The sequence below is a fragment of the Pontibacter coccineus genome, from assembly GCF_030546575.1.
In the GTDB taxonomy this organism is placed as follows: Bacteria; Bacteroidota; Bacteroidia; order Cytophagales; family Hymenobacteraceae; genus Pontibacter; species Pontibacter coccineus.
The window spans coordinates 31,807-50,543 of sequence record NZ_JAUOTN010000006.1; the positions used below are offsets into that span (position 1 = coordinate 31,807).

15 protein-coding genes are annotated in these 18,737 nt (G+C 50.2%); 8 read left to right on the forward strand and 7 right to left on the reverse strand.

From position 1 onward, the window contains the following. Positions 1 to 67: 67 nt before the first annotated feature. The gene (locus tag Q4E40_RS14475; RefSeq protein ID WP_303413149.1) at positions 68 to 1,336 is read right to left on the reverse strand and encodes an asparagine synthetase B; all 1,269 of its coding nucleotides are present in this window, start codon (positions 1,334 to 1,336) and stop codon (positions 68 to 70) included. 128 nt (positions 1,337 to 1,464) lie between these two features. Here Q4E40_RS14475 and Q4E40_RS14480 point away from each other — a divergent pair, with 128 nt between their 5' ends. Beyond that, positions 1,465 to 2,712, forward strand: coding sequence for an ABC transporter permease (locus Q4E40_RS14480; protein WP_303413151.1), 1,248 nt, complete (start codon positions 1,465 to 1,467; stop codon positions 2,710 to 2,712). A 443-nt stretch (positions 2,713 to 3,155) separates the two neighbouring features. Here Q4E40_RS14480 and Q4E40_RS14485 read toward each other — a convergent pair whose 3' ends face one another. The 3 genes from Q4E40_RS14485 to Q4E40_RS14495 form a co-directional block, all read right to left on the reverse strand. Then, positions 3,156 to 3,797: an OmpH/Skp family outer membrane protein gene (locus Q4E40_RS14485; RefSeq protein ID WP_303413153.1), complete on the reverse strand. Its 642-nt coding sequence runs from the start codon at positions 3,795 to 3,797 to the stop codon at positions 3,156 to 3,158. Between the two features lie 73 nt (positions 3,798 to 3,870). Continuing rightward, entirely contained in the window at positions 3,871 to 5,190 is a 1,320-nt protein-coding gene (mtaB, locus tag Q4E40_RS14490) for a tRNA (N(6)-L-threonylcarbamoyladenosine(37)-C(2))-methylthiotransferase MtaB (protein WP_303413154.1), read from the reverse strand. A gap of 139 nt (positions 5,191 to 5,329) precedes the next feature. Beyond that, complete coding sequence (locus Q4E40_RS14495) at positions 5,330 to 7,168, reverse strand: LTA synthase family protein (RefSeq protein WP_303413155.1); 1,839 nt, start codon at positions 7,166 to 7,168, stop codon at positions 5,330 to 5,332. A gap of 266 nt (positions 7,169 to 7,434) precedes the next feature. Here Q4E40_RS14495 and Q4E40_RS14500 point away from each other — a divergent pair, with 266 nt between their 5' ends. After that, entirely contained in the window at positions 7,435 to 9,627 is a 2,193-nt protein-coding gene (locus Q4E40_RS14500) for a glutamine synthetase III family protein (protein WP_303413156.1), read from the forward strand. A gap of 52 nt (positions 9,628 to 9,679) precedes the next feature. On the opposite strand, the gene Q4E40_RS14505 is transcribed toward Q4E40_RS14500, so the two are convergent. Together Q4E40_RS14505 and Q4E40_RS14510 are read right to left on the reverse strand one after the other, a co-directional pair. Beyond that, positions 9,680 to 10,051, reverse strand: a complete 372-nt coding sequence (locus tag Q4E40_RS14505; RefSeq protein ID WP_303413157.1) for a hypothetical protein — start codon at positions 10,049 to 10,051, stop codon at positions 9,680 to 9,682. 11 nt (positions 10,052 to 10,062) lie between these two features. Next, positions 10,063 to 10,575: a flavodoxin family protein gene (locus Q4E40_RS14510; protein ID WP_303413158.1), complete on the reverse strand. Its 513-nt coding sequence runs from the start codon at positions 10,573 to 10,575 to the stop codon at positions 10,063 to 10,065. Between the two features lie 180 nt (positions 10,576 to 10,755). Here Q4E40_RS14510 and ispG point away from each other — a divergent pair, with 180 nt between their 5' ends. The 4 genes from ispG (at position 10,756) to Q4E40_RS14530 (ending at position 14,140) form a co-directional block, all read left to right on the forward strand. Beyond that, positions 10,756 to 12,729: a (E)-4-hydroxy-3-methylbut-2-enyl-diphosphate synthase gene (gene ispG, locus Q4E40_RS14515; RefSeq protein ID WP_303413160.1), complete on the forward strand. Its 1,974-nt coding sequence runs from the start codon at positions 10,756 to 10,758 to the stop codon at positions 12,727 to 12,729. Positions 12,730 to 12,838: 109 nt separating this feature from the next. Beyond that, entirely contained in the window at positions 12,839 to 13,003 is a 165-nt protein-coding gene (locus Q4E40_RS14520) for a DUF6728 family protein (protein ID WP_303413162.1), read from the forward strand. A 16-nt stretch (positions 13,004 to 13,019) separates the two neighbouring features. After that, a complete protein-coding gene (locus Q4E40_RS14525) occupies positions 13,020 to 13,364 on the forward strand; it encodes an MmcQ/YjbR family DNA-binding protein (protein WP_303413164.1) in 345 nt (114 codons plus the stop codon). 269 nt (positions 13,365 to 13,633) lie between these two features. Next, on the forward strand, positions 13,634 to 14,140 hold the full coding sequence (locus Q4E40_RS14530) for a MarR family winged helix-turn-helix transcriptional regulator (RefSeq protein WP_303413165.1): 507 nt from the start codon (positions 13,634 to 13,636) through the stop codon (positions 14,138 to 14,140). A 140-nt stretch (positions 14,141 to 14,280) separates the two neighbouring features. Here Q4E40_RS14530 and leuS read toward each other — a convergent pair whose 3' ends face one another. Then, positions 14,281 to 17,052 carry a leucine--tRNA ligase gene (leuS, locus tag Q4E40_RS14535; RefSeq protein WP_303413167.1) on the reverse strand — a complete coding sequence of 924 codons (2,772 nt, stop codon included), beginning with the start codon at positions 17,050 to 17,052 and terminating at the stop codon, positions 14,281 to 14,283. Between the two features lie 342 nt (positions 17,053 to 17,394). Between leuS and Q4E40_RS14540 the strand changes: the two genes are divergently transcribed. Together Q4E40_RS14540 and Q4E40_RS14545 are read left to right on the forward strand one after the other, a co-directional pair. After that, complete coding sequence (locus tag Q4E40_RS14540) at positions 17,395 to 18,045, forward strand: DsbA family protein (protein ID WP_303413169.1); 651 nt, start codon at positions 17,395 to 17,397, stop codon at positions 18,043 to 18,045. Further along, positions 18,042 to 18,737, forward strand: coding sequence for a DUF1003 domain-containing protein (locus tag Q4E40_RS14545; RefSeq protein WP_303413171.1), 696 nt, complete (start codon positions 18,042 to 18,044; stop codon positions 18,735 to 18,737). The genes Q4E40_RS14540 and Q4E40_RS14545 overlap by 4 nt, the downstream gene beginning before the upstream one ends.

Sequence of the window (18,737 nt, forward strand, 5' to 3'; positions counted from 1 at the left end):
AAGAAGAAACAAATTAGGAGTGAGTTTTTAAAACAATTTAACCATCAACAATTTAGCAATCTAAAAATCACGTCTTCTGCTTTTTCTTCTTGGCTGCCGGGAACAGGATGTTGTTCAGGATAAGCCTGTAGCCGGGTGAGTTGGGATGTAGGGCTAGGTCGGTCGGGTCTTCGCCCACCAGGTGCTGGTAGTCTTCCGGATCATGGCCGCCATAGAAGGTCCAGGTGCCCCGGGCGAAGGTGCCGTGCATATACCTTATCTCGCCTATTTCTTTGTTCTCGCCCATCACCACTACTTCAGGTTTCACCAGTCCTTTGCGGAAAGCGGTGGTTTGGCCCATGAATCCTTTGATGGTTTTGGCGTGGTTCTGTGTCAACATGGTAGGTATAGGGTCCCACTTGGCAGAAAAAGTGAAGAGCTGGAAAAAGTCATTCTGCTCGGTCAGGCCGCGCTCCTGCGGTTGCATATCGATGTTGGAGTATTCGTACTCCAGGGGATTGCGAACCAGCGAAAAATCCTTGAAGGCAAAGGTTTTACCAAAGTCCAGCTTGCTTTGGGCATTGGGATCAGCGCCATCCCCATCATACATCGCTTCAATAAAGTCCAGCCCTTCAGCAGCCAGGGCTATGTCGTAGGTGTCGGTAGCCGAGCACATGGCAAACAAGAAGCCTCCTCCTGCACAAAAGTCACGGATGGTGCGTGCCACGGCGCCTTTCAGTTCTGATACCTTTTTAAAGCCGAGGGATTTGGCTGAGGCCTCCGCTTCGTTCTGTTGCTCCTGGTACCAGGGGTAGTGGCGGTAGCTGGAGTAAAACTTTCCATACTGGCCTGTAAAGTCTTCATGGTGAAGGTGTAACCAGTCGTACTTGGGCAGGTCGCCGCGTATGATCTCTTCGTCGTAAATTTTATCGTAGGGAATCTCGGCATAGGTCAGCACCAGTGTCACGGCATCGTCCCAGGGCATCTTCGATTTTGGGGTATAGACCGCGATCTTCGGCACTTTCTCCAGTTTCATCACGTCCATGTTCGCCTCCGGGTCGCTGATCTGGGTGAGGATGGTATTGTACTGCGCATCCGAAATAACCTGGTAGCTGATGCCCCGGACGACCAGTTCATTTTCGAGCTGCGGCGCATGCTGAAAGGCGAAACTTCCCCCCCTGAAGTTGAGCAGCCAGTCCACTGACACGCTTTTGGATAGTACCCAATACGCTGCTCCATACGATTTCAGGTGGTCTTTCTGTGTCCCGTCCATCGGTATCAGCACCGTAGAACTGAACGCATGGAAAGGGAGCACCAGGTATGCGGCGAGCAGTAGAAAATGGCGGAATATCTTCATGGGCTTAACATATGGTAACAAATGTATTGAAATTGGTTCTTTTTTCAGATATTAGAGGTCAATTAGAAACAAGAGGTTCTCCCTTATACTTAACGCAGGGGGGAACGTTTCGCATATAGACCTAAGCTATGGACCTGTTCGAAAATATACGGGAAAGTATTCGAGCCATCAAAAATAACCTGCTGCGCACTGTCCTCACCGGCCTGATCATCTCGATCGGTATTATGTCGCTGGTCGGTATACTCACGGCGGTAGACGGCATGAAGCACTCCCTCAACCAGACCTTTTCGAGCCTGGGAGCCAACTCATTCGATATCCGGAAGAAGTTCAACAGCGGCAATGGTAACAACGGACAAGGCAGAACCGAAAAGGTATACCCGAATATCAACTACGAGCAGGCCATTAAGTACAAGGAGCTGATGGGGGCGAAGGCACAGGTAAGCCTTTCGGCGAATGTTTCAGGTGCTACTGTTGTGAAGAGCGCCATGGATAAGACGAACCCGAACATAAACGTGATAGCCGGCGACGAATTCTACCTGGCTGGCCAGAACCTAAACCTGGAGCGTGGTCGCGCCTTTTCAAGCTACGAACTGGAGCTGGGAACAAATGTCGCCATTATCGGTAAAGAAATTTCTGCCAAACTTTTCCCCAAAACAGACCCGATCAACCAATATATCACCTTTTTGGGACGCCGTTTCAAGATTGTGGGTGAACTCGAGAAGCGCGGTAGCAGCATGGGCGGCAGCGGCGGCGACCGCATGATCCTGATTCCGCTCGAAACAGGCCGGCAGATTCCGCAGGCAGGTACGGGCACTCTGACCTATAATATCAAGACCTCTATCTCTAAACCCGAAGAGCTCACCTATGTGATGGGCGAGGCGACAGGGGTGATGCGCAACGTGCGCCAGGACAGGTTAGGGCAAGACGAGTCTTTTGAGATCAGAAGAAGCGACTCCCTGATCCAGAGCCTGAACGAGATTTCCGGTTACCTGAAAGTAGGTGGCTTTGTGATCGGCTTCATCACTTTGCTGGGAGCCTCAGTCGGGTTGATGAACATCATGATGGTGTCGGTGAATGAGCGTACGCGCGAGATCGGTGTCCGCAAGGCGCTGGGAGCAACAGCAAAGCAAATTCAGCAGCAGTTCCTGATCGAAGCCGTGGTGATCTGTATACTGGGCGGTATCGTCGGCATTTTCCTGGGCATCCTGATGGGCAATGGCATCGCGTCCCTGATCGGAGAGGGCGGCTTTATTGTGCCCTGGATCTGGGTAATGGTGGGTTTAACGATCTGTGTGGTTGTGGGCGTGCTTTCCGGTTACTACCCCGCTCACCGCGCCTCTAAGCTCGACCCAATCGAATCGCTCCGCTACGAGTAAACCTTTGGTGGAGTCTCTGGATGTACCTGAACGCTTCTTCGCAGAGAAACGATTGGTGCAGATCCTTAATTGCAACAAAGTTTCGCGAGCTGAGCAAGGTAATACGCGAATTTCCTATTAGGAATCTTTTTAAGCCCTATGTACCTACAGGATGGTGGGAACAGTCGGGTAGGTATCCATCCGGTGGGAGCAGCTGGAGCAAGCAAGGTTATGCCTGGTTGAATGGCAGTAAAAGAAAGGTATAAAAGATACTAGCACCGGACTTCGCTGTAGACTGACTGCACCGATCTCTTACAAGTTCTTTTAGACAGGTATAGCATACCTAATGTCATCAAGTGAGCAGCGTTCGGGGTAAGGGGATAATGGCGACTGCATTAACTGAATGAAATAAAAAAGGCGGACTTAAGAGTCCGCCTTTTCTTTTGCTATACCTGTGTTTCAGGTTATTTCTTTTTGGTAGCAGCAGTGTCTGTTGACTTCGCTGCTTCTTTCTCCTGGTCGTACTCGTTGTTCAAACCAGTCAGTACTTCTTCTGTTATATCAAGGGAATTATCGCCGTACAGGATAGCGCTCTGGCCTCTGGAGTAGGTCAGCACCATCTTATAACCTCTTTCCTGGCTCAGCTTTTGCAGGTATGCCTCTACGCGGTCGTAGATCTTCTTCATTTCCTCTGCTTCTTCTGTGGCGAGTTGGTTACCAGTGTTCTGGCTCTGCTGCTGCAACTGCTGCTGACGCTGTTGTAGTTTCTGCTCTGTAGAAGCACGCTGCTCCACGGTCATGCCGCCTCCGTTACGCTGGTAGTTCTGCACATCTTTCTCGAAAGCAGCCGCCTTGGACTGTAAATCTTTCTCGGCCTTCTGCGTTTTGGACTGGAAACGCGTACGAGCGTCTTTGAAATACTCATACTTGCTCAGCAGAGAGTCTGAATTGATGTACACTATGTCAGTTGTGCCAGCGGTAGCCAGGGTGTCTGTGCTGGTGGACGAAGTAGTGGCGGTACCGGTCGCCTGAGGTTTTTGATCTGTGTTACAAGCAGTCACTAGAGCGCCCAAAGCAACTCCCAAAACGATTCTAGATAGGTTCACAAGTAGTTAATTAAACTGTTATTGATTGTTTCAGGCTGAAAATATAGGGCTAATTTTTAAAAATTCAGAATTTTTAATGTTTCAGTACCTCAATATAAGTTTCTTCGGCCTCCATTAAGCCCTGCTCGTTGATGCCGGTCAGTCGTACGTGCTTTGTTTCATTGACAAGGACAGGGTCGTATTTAGCCGCTACGCGCACATAATTTTCTGTCCAGCCTTCCATCACACCATCTTTCACATCGTCCTCAAACAGCACTGTAAACTCACGGCCAATATTCTGTTCGTAGAAAAAGCGCTTTTTCTTTTCGGAAAGGATGCGCAGCATGTCTGCCCGGCGGTTACGGTCTTTAATGCTCACCTTGCCCGGCATATCGGGTGCTACGGTGTTTTCGCGCTCCGAGTAAGGGAACACGTGCAGGTAGCTCACATCAAGGCCGTTAATAAAATTATAAGTCTCCAGGAAATCTTCTTCTGTTTCGCCCGGGAAGCCCACGATCACGTCCACGCCAATGCAGCAATGCGGCATCAGGGCTTTGATGGTGGCGACACGGTCAGCATAAAGCTCGCGCAGGTAGCGGCGGCGCATCAGCTTCAGTATCTTGTTAGAGCCGGACTGCAGGGGTATATGGAAGTGCGGCATGAAGCGCTCGCTCTGACTCACAAACTCAATGATCTCGTCCTTGAGTAAATTCGGCTCGATCGAAGAGATCCGGAAGCGGTCTATACCTGCCACTTTATCAAGTTCCTGCACCAGCCCGAAGAAAGTCTCCACGCGCTCTCCGTCCTGCAAACCAAAGTCACCGGTGTTCACGCCCGTCAGCACGATCTCCTTCACGCCGGACTCGGCAATTTCGTTGGCGGCGCGCACCACATTGGCAATACTATCGGAGCGGCTGTTGCCGCGGGCCAATGGAATGGTGCAGAATGTGCAGGAGTAGTCGCAACCGTCCTGTACCTTCAGGAAAGTGCGGGTGCGATCGCCGAAGGAGTAGGAGTTATGAAACGTGTTGGCCTCGCTGATGGCGCTGGCGTATACCTGCGGCTGTTCTCTCTTCTCAAAGGTCTCCAGGATGTCCACCAACTGAAACTTCTCAGCGGCACCGAGCACGGCATCGACCCCCGGAATCTCGCTGATCTCTTTCGGTTTAAGCTGGGCATAGCAACCCACTATCGTTATAAAAGCATTTGGGGAGTGCTTTTGCGCCTCCTTCACGATCTTACGACATTTCTTATCTGCATTGTCAGTGACAGAGCAGGTATTGATCACGTAAATGTCGGGTGTATCGGTAAACTCCACCTTCTCAAAACCACGCTCCTGGAATATCCTTCCGATCGTGCTGGTTTCAGAGTAGTTGAGCTTACAGCCCAGTGTATAAAATGCTACCTTTTTCATAATAAGGGTGCAAAGATAAGAATTAAAATTTTCAAAGCGTGAACGCGCCGCTATGTAATGAAGCTATTGGGATCCAGTACAATACCTTATACCTGCCCGCATTTTTGCACGCCCTATACCTGACCACGCTACCTGCCATCTATTTTCTCACAAAGTCCTCGAAGGAGTACTGCATGTAGGCCTTCCCAAATTCAAGCTGCTTTTGCGTGACTCCCTTGCCTTTGATAATGGGTTTCCCGGACACATTGTCGAAGGAAAGTACCTTGCCCGGTGTGATGAACGTAAAGCCATCCCGAAATACATAAAACGCAAAAGGATAGGAAGTTGGTGCCAGCAGGTTGCGACTCCACTTGAAGTCCTGATAAGGCAAGCCCAACTGGTAGAGCAGGGTAGTAGCAACGTCTGTCTGACTGCCAATGGTAGCAATCGTTTGACCTTTTGTAGCCACAGCGCCACCGGTTAATATAAAAGGTATACGGAACTTGGTGCTGCGGTAATTTGGGTCGTTGTATGGCAACGGGTGACCGTGGTCTGCCACCAGCACGATTAAGGTCGAGTCCCACCACGCCTGCTGCCGCGCCTGCTCGATGAACTGACCCAAAGCCCAATCGGTATAGTAAATCGAATTTTTGAACTTGTCGCTTACTTTCTCCCCCTTAAATTTGGCAGGGATCGGAATCTCGAAAGGCTCGTGGCTGCTCAAGGTATAGACGGTGCTAAAGAAGGGTTCTTTTTCGCTGGAAAGGTCTCTCAGCACACGCTCAAAGAGAACATGGTCATGGGCACCCCACTTGGAATTGTAGCTCTTGGCCGGAAAATCATGCTTGTCGATCAGGCGGTCGTACTTGCCGTTTTGCAGGTATGACCGGATGTTGGCAAACTCCAACTCGCCTCCATAATAAAAGGAGGTGCCATACCCAGCTTGCTTAAACACCTGGCTCAGGTAGGGAAGTTTCTCTGTTTTCTTCGGGTTTTTGATGATAGAGGTCGTGGTCTGCACCGGATAGCCGCTTAGCAAGGCCACCATGCCTTTTTCGCTGCGGTCGCCACTCGAGTAGAGTTTGGTGAAGCTAACCCCCTCTTTAGCCAGCTGATCCAGATTGGGCGTAACGCCCGGCTCACCACCCAGATGCTCCACATACTTGGCCGTATAGCTCTCCAGGATGATAAAGAGTACATTCGGCCGCTCTACCCTTAAAATGTTCTCTGATGAGTCTGCAGTGGCAGCGTAGAGTTCAGCTACTTTCGCAGCGGCCGCTTCATGGTCCATGTACTGATAGGGGTTGCGCGTCTCCTCGTTGTACTTCAGCATGGTGTCCATCAGGTTCCAGGGCATGTTGAGACCGGCATGGTTAGCGTAGGGGTTCTCCGAGAAATACACCACACTCTGGTTAATCGGAATCTGCTGCCAGCCGCCCCGCATAGGTAGTATTAGCAGGACAGTGAACAGCAGGGCTATACCTGCATACCGCAGCTTCGAGAAACTGAGGTGGTAATTTTTGTAATCGAAGGTATAGCGGAACAGCACGGCGAAGACCAGACTGGTGGCAAGTGCGATGGCGCTGAGCAGCAGGATGGGTGCAGCCGCTGCAGATGCCGCCATTTCACCCGGTGTGTTCAGGTATAGCATAGGGGTGGAGTCGAGCCTGAAACCCCAGTAGGTATAGAGCTCCAGGTCTACGGCCATCAACACCGACAGCAACACCAATATAGTATAGGTATAGTAGCGGATAAACTTACGCACCCGCAGTCCAGGGAACAGGGCAGTGGCCAGAATAGCCAGAAAAGGGATGGCACTCACATAAGAACTGAACGAAAGATCGAGGCGCAAGCCCTTGGCAAAGATGGTCCAAAGGTCAGTTTGCGACAACTCCTGGGTGCGGTTGTCGTGGTAAAACAGGAAAATAGCCCTGGCTGCAACAAAGTAGAGCACCCAGAATAGAAAATAGAGTGGCTGATATAATAGGCTTCGTTTCACGGCTGCAAATATACAACTTATGCGTCCTCTCTTAAACGCCGCTTGTTCAATTATAATTCAGGTCGGTCATGTTCTGGTCAACTACACCTGATTAAATACTTTTAAAATGGAGTTTATTAAAAATACCCCTATATAATTAGGGGTGTCCTGAAGTATTCTACCAAATAATTTAGTTTACCCCCTAAAAAAACATACCCTCTCTGATACAACGTATTAATCTGGTTTTTACCTTTGGTCAGAATTTATACCCTAACTTCCTTCTCCCCATGGCAATTCTTCGTTTCAAGGCGCTCGAACTGGTAAGTCAGCGCAAACCGGCAGAGCTAGTACTGCCAACCAGCAAAATTTCAGAGTATTTCGGTGAAAATGTGTTAGGCTATTCGGCGCTTCGCGCCACCATGTCGACCGAAAACTTCAGAAGGCTTTGCGCTACCATCGACGCGGGTGAAAAAGTAGACCGGCATCTGGCGGATGCTGTGGCTGCTGCCATGAAGACATGGGCTATGAGCAAGGGTGCCACACACTATACGCACTGGTTTCAGCCGCTAACAGGCTCCACAGCCGAAAAGCACGACTCCTTCTTTGACCTGACCAGCGAGGGTGATCCGATCGAGAGCTTCAAAGGCAGTGCCCTGGTGCAGCAGGAGCCGGATGCCTCCTCGTTCCCGAGCGGTGGTATACGCAATACCTTCGAGGCACGTGGCTATACTGCCTGGGACCCATCCTCGCCAGCCTTCCTGATCGAAAATCACGGCACACGCACGCTGTGTATCCCTACTATTTTCGTTTCCTACACCGGAGAGGCGCTGGACTACAAAACCCCATTGCTAAAATCGCTGAACCTCCTCAACCAGGCGGCAGTTCCGGTTTGCCAGTATTTCGACAAGGAGGTAGTAAAAGTGAACACCACCTTAGGTATAGAGCAGGAGTATTTCCTGGTGGACCGCGCCCTATACGAAGCGCGCCCTGACCTGGCGATGACGGGCCGTACCTTGTTTGGCCATGCGCCTGCCAAAGGCCAGCAGTTGGAGGATCACTACTTTGGTTCAATCCCCAGCCGCGTGCACTCGTTCATGGTAGACTTCGAGAAGTCGGCCCTGAAGCTGGGTATACCTTTGCGCACCCGTCACAACGAAGTGGCACCGAACCAATTTGAATGTGCCCCGACGTTTGAGGATGCCAACCTGGCCGTGGACCACAACCAACTTTTGATGGACATCATGGACCGTGTGGCCGAGCGCCATGGGTTTAAAGTACTGCTTCACGAGAAGCCATATAAAGGCGTAAACGGCAGCGGTAAACACAACAACTGGGCGATGAGCACCAACACAGGTGTCAACCTGCTTTCGCCGGGCAAAAAGCCGAAGGAAAACCTGCAGTTCCTGACGTTCTTTGTGAACACAGTGATGGCCGTGCATAAGCACGCCGACCTGTTGCGCGCCAGCATTGCCTCTGCCAGCAACGACCACCGACTAGGTGCCAACGAAGCCCCTCCGGCTATCATGTCGGTATTTGTGGGCCAGCAGCTGACCGCGGTATTGGAGGAACTGGAGCGTACGGCCAAGGTGCCGATGGAGAAAGGGGACAACATGTACTTGAAACTAGGTATAGACAAGATACCGGAAATCCTGCGCGACAACACCGACCGTAACCGTACGTCCCCTTTTGCTTTTACGGGCAATAAGTTCGAATTCCGCGCTGTGGGTTCGTCTGCCAATAGTTCTTCTTCCATCACCGTGCTGAACACGATCGTGGCTGATCAGCTGATCGACTTCCGTGTGGCAGTGGACGACCTGATAGATAACAAGGGCATGAAGAAGGAGCTGGCCATCATCCAGGTGCTGCGCGAGTATGTGGCTGCTTCCAAAGCGATCCGCTTTGAGGGCAATGGCTACTCAAAAGAATGGGAGGATGAGGCGGCCACACGTGGTTTATCCAACATCAAGTCGACTCCACGTGCACTGGATGTATACAGCAGTGAAAGTGTACAGGACCTTTTCGCGCGGCATGACATCCTTTCCAGAAAAGAATTGCACGCAAGACACGAAATCCTGTTAGAAGATTATATCAAGAAAATCCAGATCGAGTCGCGCGTTATGGGCGACCTTGCCTTCAACCACGTGATACCAACGGCTGTTGCCTATCAGAACAAGCTGATCCAGAACATTCGCGGCTTGAAAGAGCTGGGGCTGGAAGACGAGTTCACCGAATCCACGTTAGACTCGATCAAGCGTATCTCCCGCCATATCAAAACGATCCAGACCAACGCAGTGGATATGATCCAGCAGCGTAAGGTGGCTAACAGGATCGAGGACGTGCGCGAGAAGGCGATCTTCTACAACGAGAAAGTAATGCCCTACTTTGAGACCATCCGTACGAGCGTGGACAAATTGGAGCTGATGGTGGACGACGAGGATTGGCCACTGGTGAAATACCGCGAGCTGATGTTCAGACGCTAGAACCAATATTCTATAATAAAAAAGAGCGCCTGCGGTAGGCGCTCTTTTTTATTTAGTTTCGGTTTCTGATCCAGCCAACGACTTCTCCAGCCACTTTGGCCAGTATGATGGGTAAAAGCACAATGACCAACGCCGTGGCAATGACTGGTCGCAGCCCCATACGCATGATAAGTTTTTTAACCGCCTTGCTTCGTAGTTCGCTCAGCATATACCTGCCCGCCTGCGTCATCGGCTTCCCTTTCAGCACTTCCATCACGCTTCGCCAGTTGCCGTGTTCTATTTGCCTTTTCAGGAAGCCCATCACGGTGTCTTTCGTAATCAGAAAGGCTTCTCCCAGCTGTTCCTGCCGCAGTTTGCCCCAATGTAGGAGGGAACGAAGCTTGACGTCCGCGTTTTTAGGTATATAGGCGCTCATGTGTATCATAATTTTGGCTATTAAATTGAGTTTTCTCTTATGCTGCTTAGGAACATCTCCTGTTCGTGGTTTCTTTTTCTTACATGGTAAGACTGGCAGTAAAGAGTGGAGATAAACTTCATATCAAAATAAGCAGCTGTTCGTCTGAATGGTTCCTCAAAGCCTGCAGGCAACTCTTCATCCGCACCTACTGCTATTAAGAACATACGTTTCCCGGCCAACTTCCGACCGATTTGCTTTTTAATAGTGACCAAATCTGTCAGTCTATCAAATAAAACTTTCAGATGCCCACTCATCGCATACCAGTAAACGGGTGTCGCAAACACGGCCGTGTCGTGTGTGAGCAGCCGGTCTACTACTTCATTGAATTGGTCTTCCTTTGAGTAATTTCCATCATAACGGTAATGATCTATCGGGTAGTCCAGCAATTGCAGCGTATACGCCGGAGTTTCTCTGAAAAGGGTCTGCACAAAAGCCCCTGTGTCGCTTTCCCTTCTGGCACTGGCCGAAATAATCAGAGGGTTTGTCGCCATAGTTTGCTTCTGACGGTATAAGACGTACAGTTTGTAGCATAAATCTACTACAATATACAAAACACAACGGAATGAAGGCCCTTTAAAATAATGATGCTAAATTTACGCTGTATGCCTGTTGAACAAAGCAGGTCTGAAATAAGTTAAGAGAAAGAAGCTTTAGCGAAGGCCTAATCCTATATGAACAAGATCTATTGCCCCAGCCTGACGGAGTATATACGCAGAGAGACCATTGAAGTACAAATCGGTGAGGTGCCGATGGGTGCCCACCACCCGATCCGTGTTCAATCCATGACGACCGTGGACACCATGGACACGTTGGGCTCTGTGGAGCAGTGCATCCGCATGATCGAGGCGGGCTGCGAATACATCCGCATTACGGCGCCCAGCATCAAAGAGGCCGAAAACCTGCGTCATATTAAAGCAGAGTTGCGCGGCCGTGGTTATAATACCCCGCTGGTAGCCGACATTCATTTTACACCCAACGCTGCCGAGGTCGCTGCCCGTATCGTGGAGAAAGTTCGCATTAATCCGGGTAACTATGCCGATAAGAAGAAGTTTGAGGTAATCGAGTACAACGACACAACTTACCAAGCTGAACTGGACCGCATACGCGAACGCTTTGTGCCACTGGTAAGAATATGCAAAGAGCACGGCACCGCCATGCGCATCGGCACCAACCACGGTTCCCTGTCCGACCGTATCCTGAGCCGCTACGGCGACACCCCGCTGGGTATGGTGGAGAGTGCGTTGGAGTTCTTGCGCATTTGTGAAGACGAGCAGTATTATAACATCGTCATCTCCATGAAAGCTTCGAACACGCAGGTGATGGTGCAGGCCTACCGACTGCTGGTGCAAAAACTGGAAGAGGAGGGACTGAAGCCCTACCCATTGCACCTAGGCGTAACAGAAGCCGGCGAGGCCGAAGATGGCCGCATTAAGTCTGCCGTAGGTATAGGCACCCTGCTGGAAGACGGACTGGGTGATACCGTGCGTGTGTCCCTGACGGAGGCACCGGAAGCAGAAGCGCCTGTAGCCAAAGCACTGATCGACCGCTATACCTACCGGGCCGAAAATGCGCAGTCGATCAAGCCGCTATGTAACATCCCGATCGATCCATTCCAATACCATCGCCGCGAAACGGCTGAGGTCGAGAATGTGGGACACCAGAATGTGCCGCGTGTGATCGCTGACCTGAGCCAACTACGCGACGTGCAGTATGCCGACCTGAAAAGCGTTGGCCATTTGTACTCTATGCTACTGGATAAGTTCAACATGAACGATCTGGGGGCAGATTATATCTACACTGGCGATCACCCGATTGACTTCATGCTGCCAAACGGCCTGAAGGAAATTATTAACTATGTGCCGTGGCAGTTAGTGGAAGACCAGGAGCACCGGCATCCTTTGCTCACTGCCAGGCAGTACCTGGAAGCTACGCAACTTCATCCGAAGCTGAACTTCATAGAAGCGGATATTAGCGTGATTTCTCAAGAGTTGATGGAGCGATTGAAAGGCGATCCGACTGCGGTGCTGGTACTGTATACCTCCAATGAGCACGCTATGCCGGAGCTTCGCAAATGTTTCTTCCGCCTGATGAACAATGGTGTCAATACGCCCGCTATCATCAAGCGTTCTTATGGGGCTTTAACAGCAGATGAGGTACAACTCTACGCTTCCACAGATGTAGGTGGTTTGCTGATCGACGGACTCGGGGATGGCATCATGCTCGGCACTGAGCTCTTGCCGGCACAGGAAAAAGGCGCCTGGTTAAGCACGATTGAGAAGTTTAACAACCTGAGCTTTGGAATCTTGCAGGCTGCCCGCACCCGCATGAGCAAAACCGAATACATCAGCTGCCCAAGCTGCGGCCGCACCTTATTCGATTTGCAGGAAACCACGGCCATGATCCGTAAAAGAACCGACCACCTGAAAGGCGTGAAGATTGGCATCATGGGCTGTATCGTGAACGGTCCCGGCGAAATGGCGGACGCAGACTACGGTTACGTAGGTGTTGGGAAAGATAAGATCGCCTTGTATCGCGGGCAGACTGTTGTCAAAAAATCAGTGCCTGCCGACAGGGCAGTGGATGAATTGATAGAGTTGATCCGGGAAGACGAAAAGTGGATTGAACCGATGCAATTGGAGGCGTAATGAAATATCTGCTGGTTCCATGCCGGTAGCTCGTTTAAATTAAAGCTGTTGACGTGAATGCAGGTATAGCAGTCTTCCTAAAAGTTTACTTAAATTTAAATCACCGCAAATGAAAGGATTATTTGACTTCACGGAAGTGGCTACCTACTTCTTTCGCAAAAAAGACCCGAATCGAAAAAGCAATTTTAACCTTCGGGCCATGCACACCATCAACAAGATCTCGATCCTGATGTTTTTGGCTGCCATGCTTTACTTTGTGATCAAGCATTGGTAACCAGCTTCATACGAACGTGAACATCGTGGACTTCAGGAATTACTGTCTGGCGAAACCGGGCACCACCGAGGAATTGCCTTTTGACGAAGACACGCTTGTTTTCAAAGTGAGCTGTAAAATGTTCGCCTTGTGCAGCCTGTCTGAGTATGGGAAGGGTATAGCCCTGAAATGCGACCCCGAGCAGGCTGTTCTTCTACGCGAGCAGTATGCACAAATTTTGCCCGGCTATCACATGAGCAAAAAGCACTGGAATACTGTCCTCCCTGAAGCAGGGTTGCCACCGGAGTTTCTCAAATCGCTGATCGATCACTCCTATACCTTGGTTGTAGCGAAGTTGCCCAAAGCTCTGAAGCCGGTTTAGATAATAATATTTCAAAAACATCGTTATAACAAGATTTTTTCTTTCTCCGGTTTTTGCCTTCAGAGAGGTGATTTCCGCATAAAAACGCATTGCATTATAACATAAGTTATACATTGTTGCCTGTTTGTGAGTGTTTTGTCCGAATACGCGCCTGATCCAGTTTAAAGGTAGATTTTAGGGTTAAATTGTTGATCCGGAATTTGTAACATATATAAAAGTTTATATGTATATTAAGATCAATTTCGCAACTATTCACCCTATATCTCACTATGCAATCTCAACGCAGTGTAGGCGTATTCGCTTACAGAAACGAATGGCAACATGCCAGTCTAAACATTATCTTAACCAACAGTTTGCTGCTTAACAGTTACGAGGAGTTCTTTAAAAAGCACGACGTAACGGGCCAGCAGTACAATATTCTTTGCATCTTACGAGAACACTATCCTAAGCCGGTATCCACTTCGCTATTGCGTAATTGCATGCTCGACAAGATGTCGGATACCTCTCGTCTGGTTGGCCGTCTCAAAACTAAAGGCTTGGTAGAAGTAGAGCGCAACATATCTGACAAGCGATTGGTTAACATCGTGATCTCCGACAAAGGATTCAGGCTGTTGGAACATATCGGCAACAACCTCTACAAGCTGGACAACCTGCTGCAGGGGCTAACGGAGCAAGAGGCTACCACACTGGCCAGCCTGCTGGCTAAAGCACGTGAATCGATCTCTACTGCAGAGGAACGTCTTTCGGCCGCCCTCCAGCTTAATGAAGCTGTGTAAGTAACATAAGACCACTTGGTAAGGATAGCTCTACGGGCTATCCTTTTTTTTGTCACTAAGACCACGGCTTTAAAAACCAAAAGCCGCCAGATTTGGGGTCTGAGCGGCTTTTGGAAAAGTTAGTGGTAAGATGGAACTCCTTATACCACCACGTTGATGATTTTGTTAGGGACGATAATAACTTTCTTTGGTGTTTTACCTTCCAGAAACTTAATGATCTGCTCGTCAGCTAAAACAGCCTTCTCCATTTCCTCCCGCGGTGCATCAGTAGCAAAAGCCAGTTTTCCGCGTGTTTTTCCATTCACAGATACCGGGTACTCAAACGTATTTTCCACCAGGTACTTTTCATCCCAGGCCGGGAACGAAGCAAAGGTGATGCTCTCGCTGTGACCCAGCTTCTCCCATAGTTCCTCCGCAATATGCGGCGCGTAAGGGGCCAACGCAATGGTCAGTGGCTCCAAAATAGCCCGCTTGTTCGTCTTGAGAGGCGTCAGCTCGTTTACGCAGATCATGAACGTGGCAACGGAGGTATTGAATGAAAAACGCTCGATGTCTTCTTCCACCTTCTTCACGGTTTTGTGCAGTGATTTTAACTCCGCAGCAGTGGGTGCTTCGTCTGACACGGAAAAGTTGCCATCGTTGTCATGGAAGAGTTTCCAGAAGCGCTTCAGGAACTTTGTTACACCGTCCATACCATGGGTGTTCCAGGGTTTGAACTGCTCCAGCGGACCAAGGAACATCTCGTACATGCGCAGGGTGTCGGCACCGTTGCGCTCCACCAATACATCCGGGTTCACCACGTTGTACTTCGACTTCGACATCTTTTCGATCTCGACCCCACAGATGTACTTGCCGTCCTCCAGCACAAACTCTGCATTAGCATTCTCTGGTCTCCATGCTTTGAAAGCCTGCAGGTCCAGTTCATCATTCTCGACAATGTTCACGTCCACGTGCAGGGGCGTTGTGTCGTACTGCTTGCGCAGACCATAGGAAACGTACGTATTGCTGTCCTTCACACGGTACACAAAATTTGAGCGACCCTGGATCATCCCCTGGTTGATCAGCTTTTTGAACGGCTCTTCCTCAACCACCAGCCCCAGATCGAACATGAATTTGTTCCAGAAGCGGGAGTAGAGGAGGTGCCCCGTAGCGTGCTCGGCACCACCCATGTAAAGGTCCACGTTGCGCCAGTATGCTACCTTTGCTTTGTCAGCGAAGGCCAGGTCATTCTGAGGGTCCATGTAGCGGTACCAGTACCAGCTGGAACCGGCCCAGCCCGGCATAGTGCTCAGTTCGTACTCATACTGATCCTGGTATTTCCAGTCCACAGCGCGACCCAGTGGCGGCTCACCCGTCTCGGTTGGCAGGTAGGCATCGATCTTTGGCAGTTCCAGTGGCAATTCGCTTTCGTCCAACAAGTGGGGAATGCCGTCTTTGAAGTAAACGGGCACTGGTTCACCCCAATAGCGCTGACGGCTGAACACCGCGTCACGCATACGGTACTGGGTCCGACCTTTGCCCACGCCCAGCTCTTCGGCTTTGGCTATACCTGCATTTATCGCGTCTTTCACCTCCAGTCCGTTCAGGAAACCAGAGTTGATGATCTTTCCTTCTTTACCGGCATAGGCTTCTTCTTCGAGATTGCCCCCGGCTACAACTTCCCTGATCGGCAAGTTAAAATGTTTGGCGAAAGCATAGTCGCGCGAGTCGTGACCGGGAACGGCCATTACGGCACCCGTGCCGTAACCTGCCAGCACGTAATCCGCAATCCAAATCGGCACACGCTCTTCTGAGATCGGGTTGATGGCATAGGCTCCTGTAAACACGCCGCTTACGGTCTTCACATCCGTCATGCGCTCACGCTCCGAGCGGTTCTTGGCTACGTTTACATAGCGCTCCACTTCAGCACGTTGTGCATCAGTCGTAATTTCACTTACTAAATCGTGCTCAGGCGCCAGCACCACGAAGGTGGCGCCGTAAATGGTATCTATTCGGGTCGTGAACACTTTGATCTTTTCAGAGGCGCCGCCCTCGATGGCAAAGTCCAACTCAGCCCCTACGGATTTACCGATCCAGTTGCGCTGCATCTCTTTCACCGGTTCTGGCCAGTCTATACCTTCAAGACCCTGTAACAGGCGCTCGGCATACGCGGTAATACGCATCATCCACTGGCGCATCAGTTTGCGCTCTACCGGGTAACCACCGCGCTCGGATACACCGCCTACCACTTCATCGTTAGCCAGCACCGTACCCAGGGCAGGGCACCAGTTTACCACGGCGTCCGCTACGTAGGTCAGTCTGTACTTCAGCAGCATGTGCGCTTTCTCCTGCTCGTTCATGGCTTTCCATTCTTCGGCCGTAAAAGCAGGCGTATCTTCGTCGCAGGCGGCATTTATACCTGTATTTCCATTTGTTTCAAAGGAAGCGATCAGCTTATCGATGGATTCGGCTTTGTCAGCCGCATAGTTATAGTAGCTGTTGAAAAGCTGCATGAAGATCCACTGCGTCCATTTGTAATAGCTCGGATCAGAGGTGCGCACTTCGCGCTCCCACTCGTAAGAGAAGCCGATATTTTTCAGCTGCTCAATGTAGCGGCCAATGTTCTGCTCAGTCGTGATGGCCGGGTGCTGGCCGGTTTGGATGGCGTATTGCTCGGCTGGCAAACCGAAGGCGTCAAAGCCCATGGGGTGCAGCACGTTAAACCCTTTGGCGCGTTTGTAGCGGCTCACAATATCAGAGGCGATGTAGCCGAGTGGGTGCCCTACGTGCAAACCCGCGCCAGAAGGGTAGGGGAACATATCCAGCACATAATACTTCGGTTTATCGGTGTTTTCAGTGGCTTTAAACGTCTGATTCTCTTCCCAGTAGCGCTGCCACTTTTTCTCAATCTGATTGAAATTATACTCTGACATAGTTTATCGTGTATTCGCTTGATCAGTACAAGCTGCTAAGATACTTTAAATTGTTAAATGGTTGAATTGTTAAATGGTTGATTGTTGCTTGTTAGTTGTTAATTGCTGTTTGTTGGCCGGTTAAGCTGTGGTTGAATTATTGACTGCTGCTGATAGACTGACTAGCTTGGCTTAGTTGTTCTCTATGCTGAATGGTAGGATCCGGGTGATTCGAGTCTACTTATTTTAATGATTTTCCCGATAGGCAGATTCAACCATTTAATCATTTTACCTTATAACAAACAACAAGCAGCAATTAACAATTACTCTATACCTTTGCAGTTTGAAGCAAAACAGAAGAAAATGGAAAAATACGACCTGCTGGATGTGCCGCACCTGATCTATGTGATGGACCCGATGTGCTCCTGGTGCTATGGTTTTGCCCCGGTGCTGCACCAGCTTAAAAAAGAACACGAAGGCAAACTCAATTTCAAGCTGGTGCTGGGCGGTTTGCGTCCGGGCACGACCGAGCCGATGGGTGAGGAGATGAAAGCCGCCGTGCAGCAGCACTGGCAGGAAGTAGAGAAGGCCACCGGACAGCCTTTCGATTTCGATTTTTTTGAGCGCGACAGTTTTGTGTACGATACAGAGCCTGCCTGCCGCGCTGTGGTAACTGTGCGCTACCTGCAGCCGGAAAAGGAACTGGAAATGGCCGAAGAAGTGCAGCGTGCGTTTTATGCCCGCAATAACGATGTCACAAAAGCGGAGGTACTGGCAGAGATTGCGCTGGGCCTGGGTATAGCGGAAGACACTTTTCTGGAGAAATTTCACTCCGATGAAATGAAAGAGAAGACGCAGCAGGATTTCCTGATTGCCCGCCACCTGCAGGCAAATGCTTTCCCGAGCGTATACCTGCTGGTGGGTCACAACCTGAGTCTGCTGAGCCGCGGTTACCGTCTGTACGATGCCATGAAAGCCAAATTAGAGGAAGCACTCAAAGGGAGCAAAGCGTGAAAACCGCCGTCTGTCAACTCACCAAAAGGCATCTTCCTTTAAACCAACTTGTATTGGGGGCCACCATCCGGCGCCCCATCTTCAAGCTGATTCAGGCCGACTACCCGGACTTTACCGACGAGTCGTATGTGGCGGTAGGCAATATGAACTTGTACCGCAAAAAGTACCTGGAGCAGATGCTGGAAAAAGAACTGGGTGAGATTTCGGAGCTCGAAAAGGAGGTGATCGACAGCATACATGAAAACGAACTCTTATCGAGCAACATCGAGGAGGAGTTACGGGAAAATCTATCGCTAGGAGATCGGATGGCCGATCGGATTGCGACATTCGGTGGTAGCTGGACCTTCATTATGGCTTTTTTCGGGTTCATTCTCGTCTGGATGCTGGTGAACGTATACCTGCTCGCCACCCGTCCATTTGACCCCTATCCCTTCATACTGCTTAACCTGATCCTTTCCTGTCTGGCGGCCATACAAGCTCCCATCATCATGATGAGTCAGAACCGGAAAGAGGCAAAAGACCGCCAGCGCTCTGAATACGATTATAAAGTGAACCTGAAGGCGGAATTGGAGATACGCTTGCTGCACGAAAAGATCGACCACCTGATCGTGCACCAGAACCAGCGCTTACTCGAAATTCAGGAAATTCAGATCGATCTGATGGAGGATATCCTGAACCGGTCCAGGAAGTAA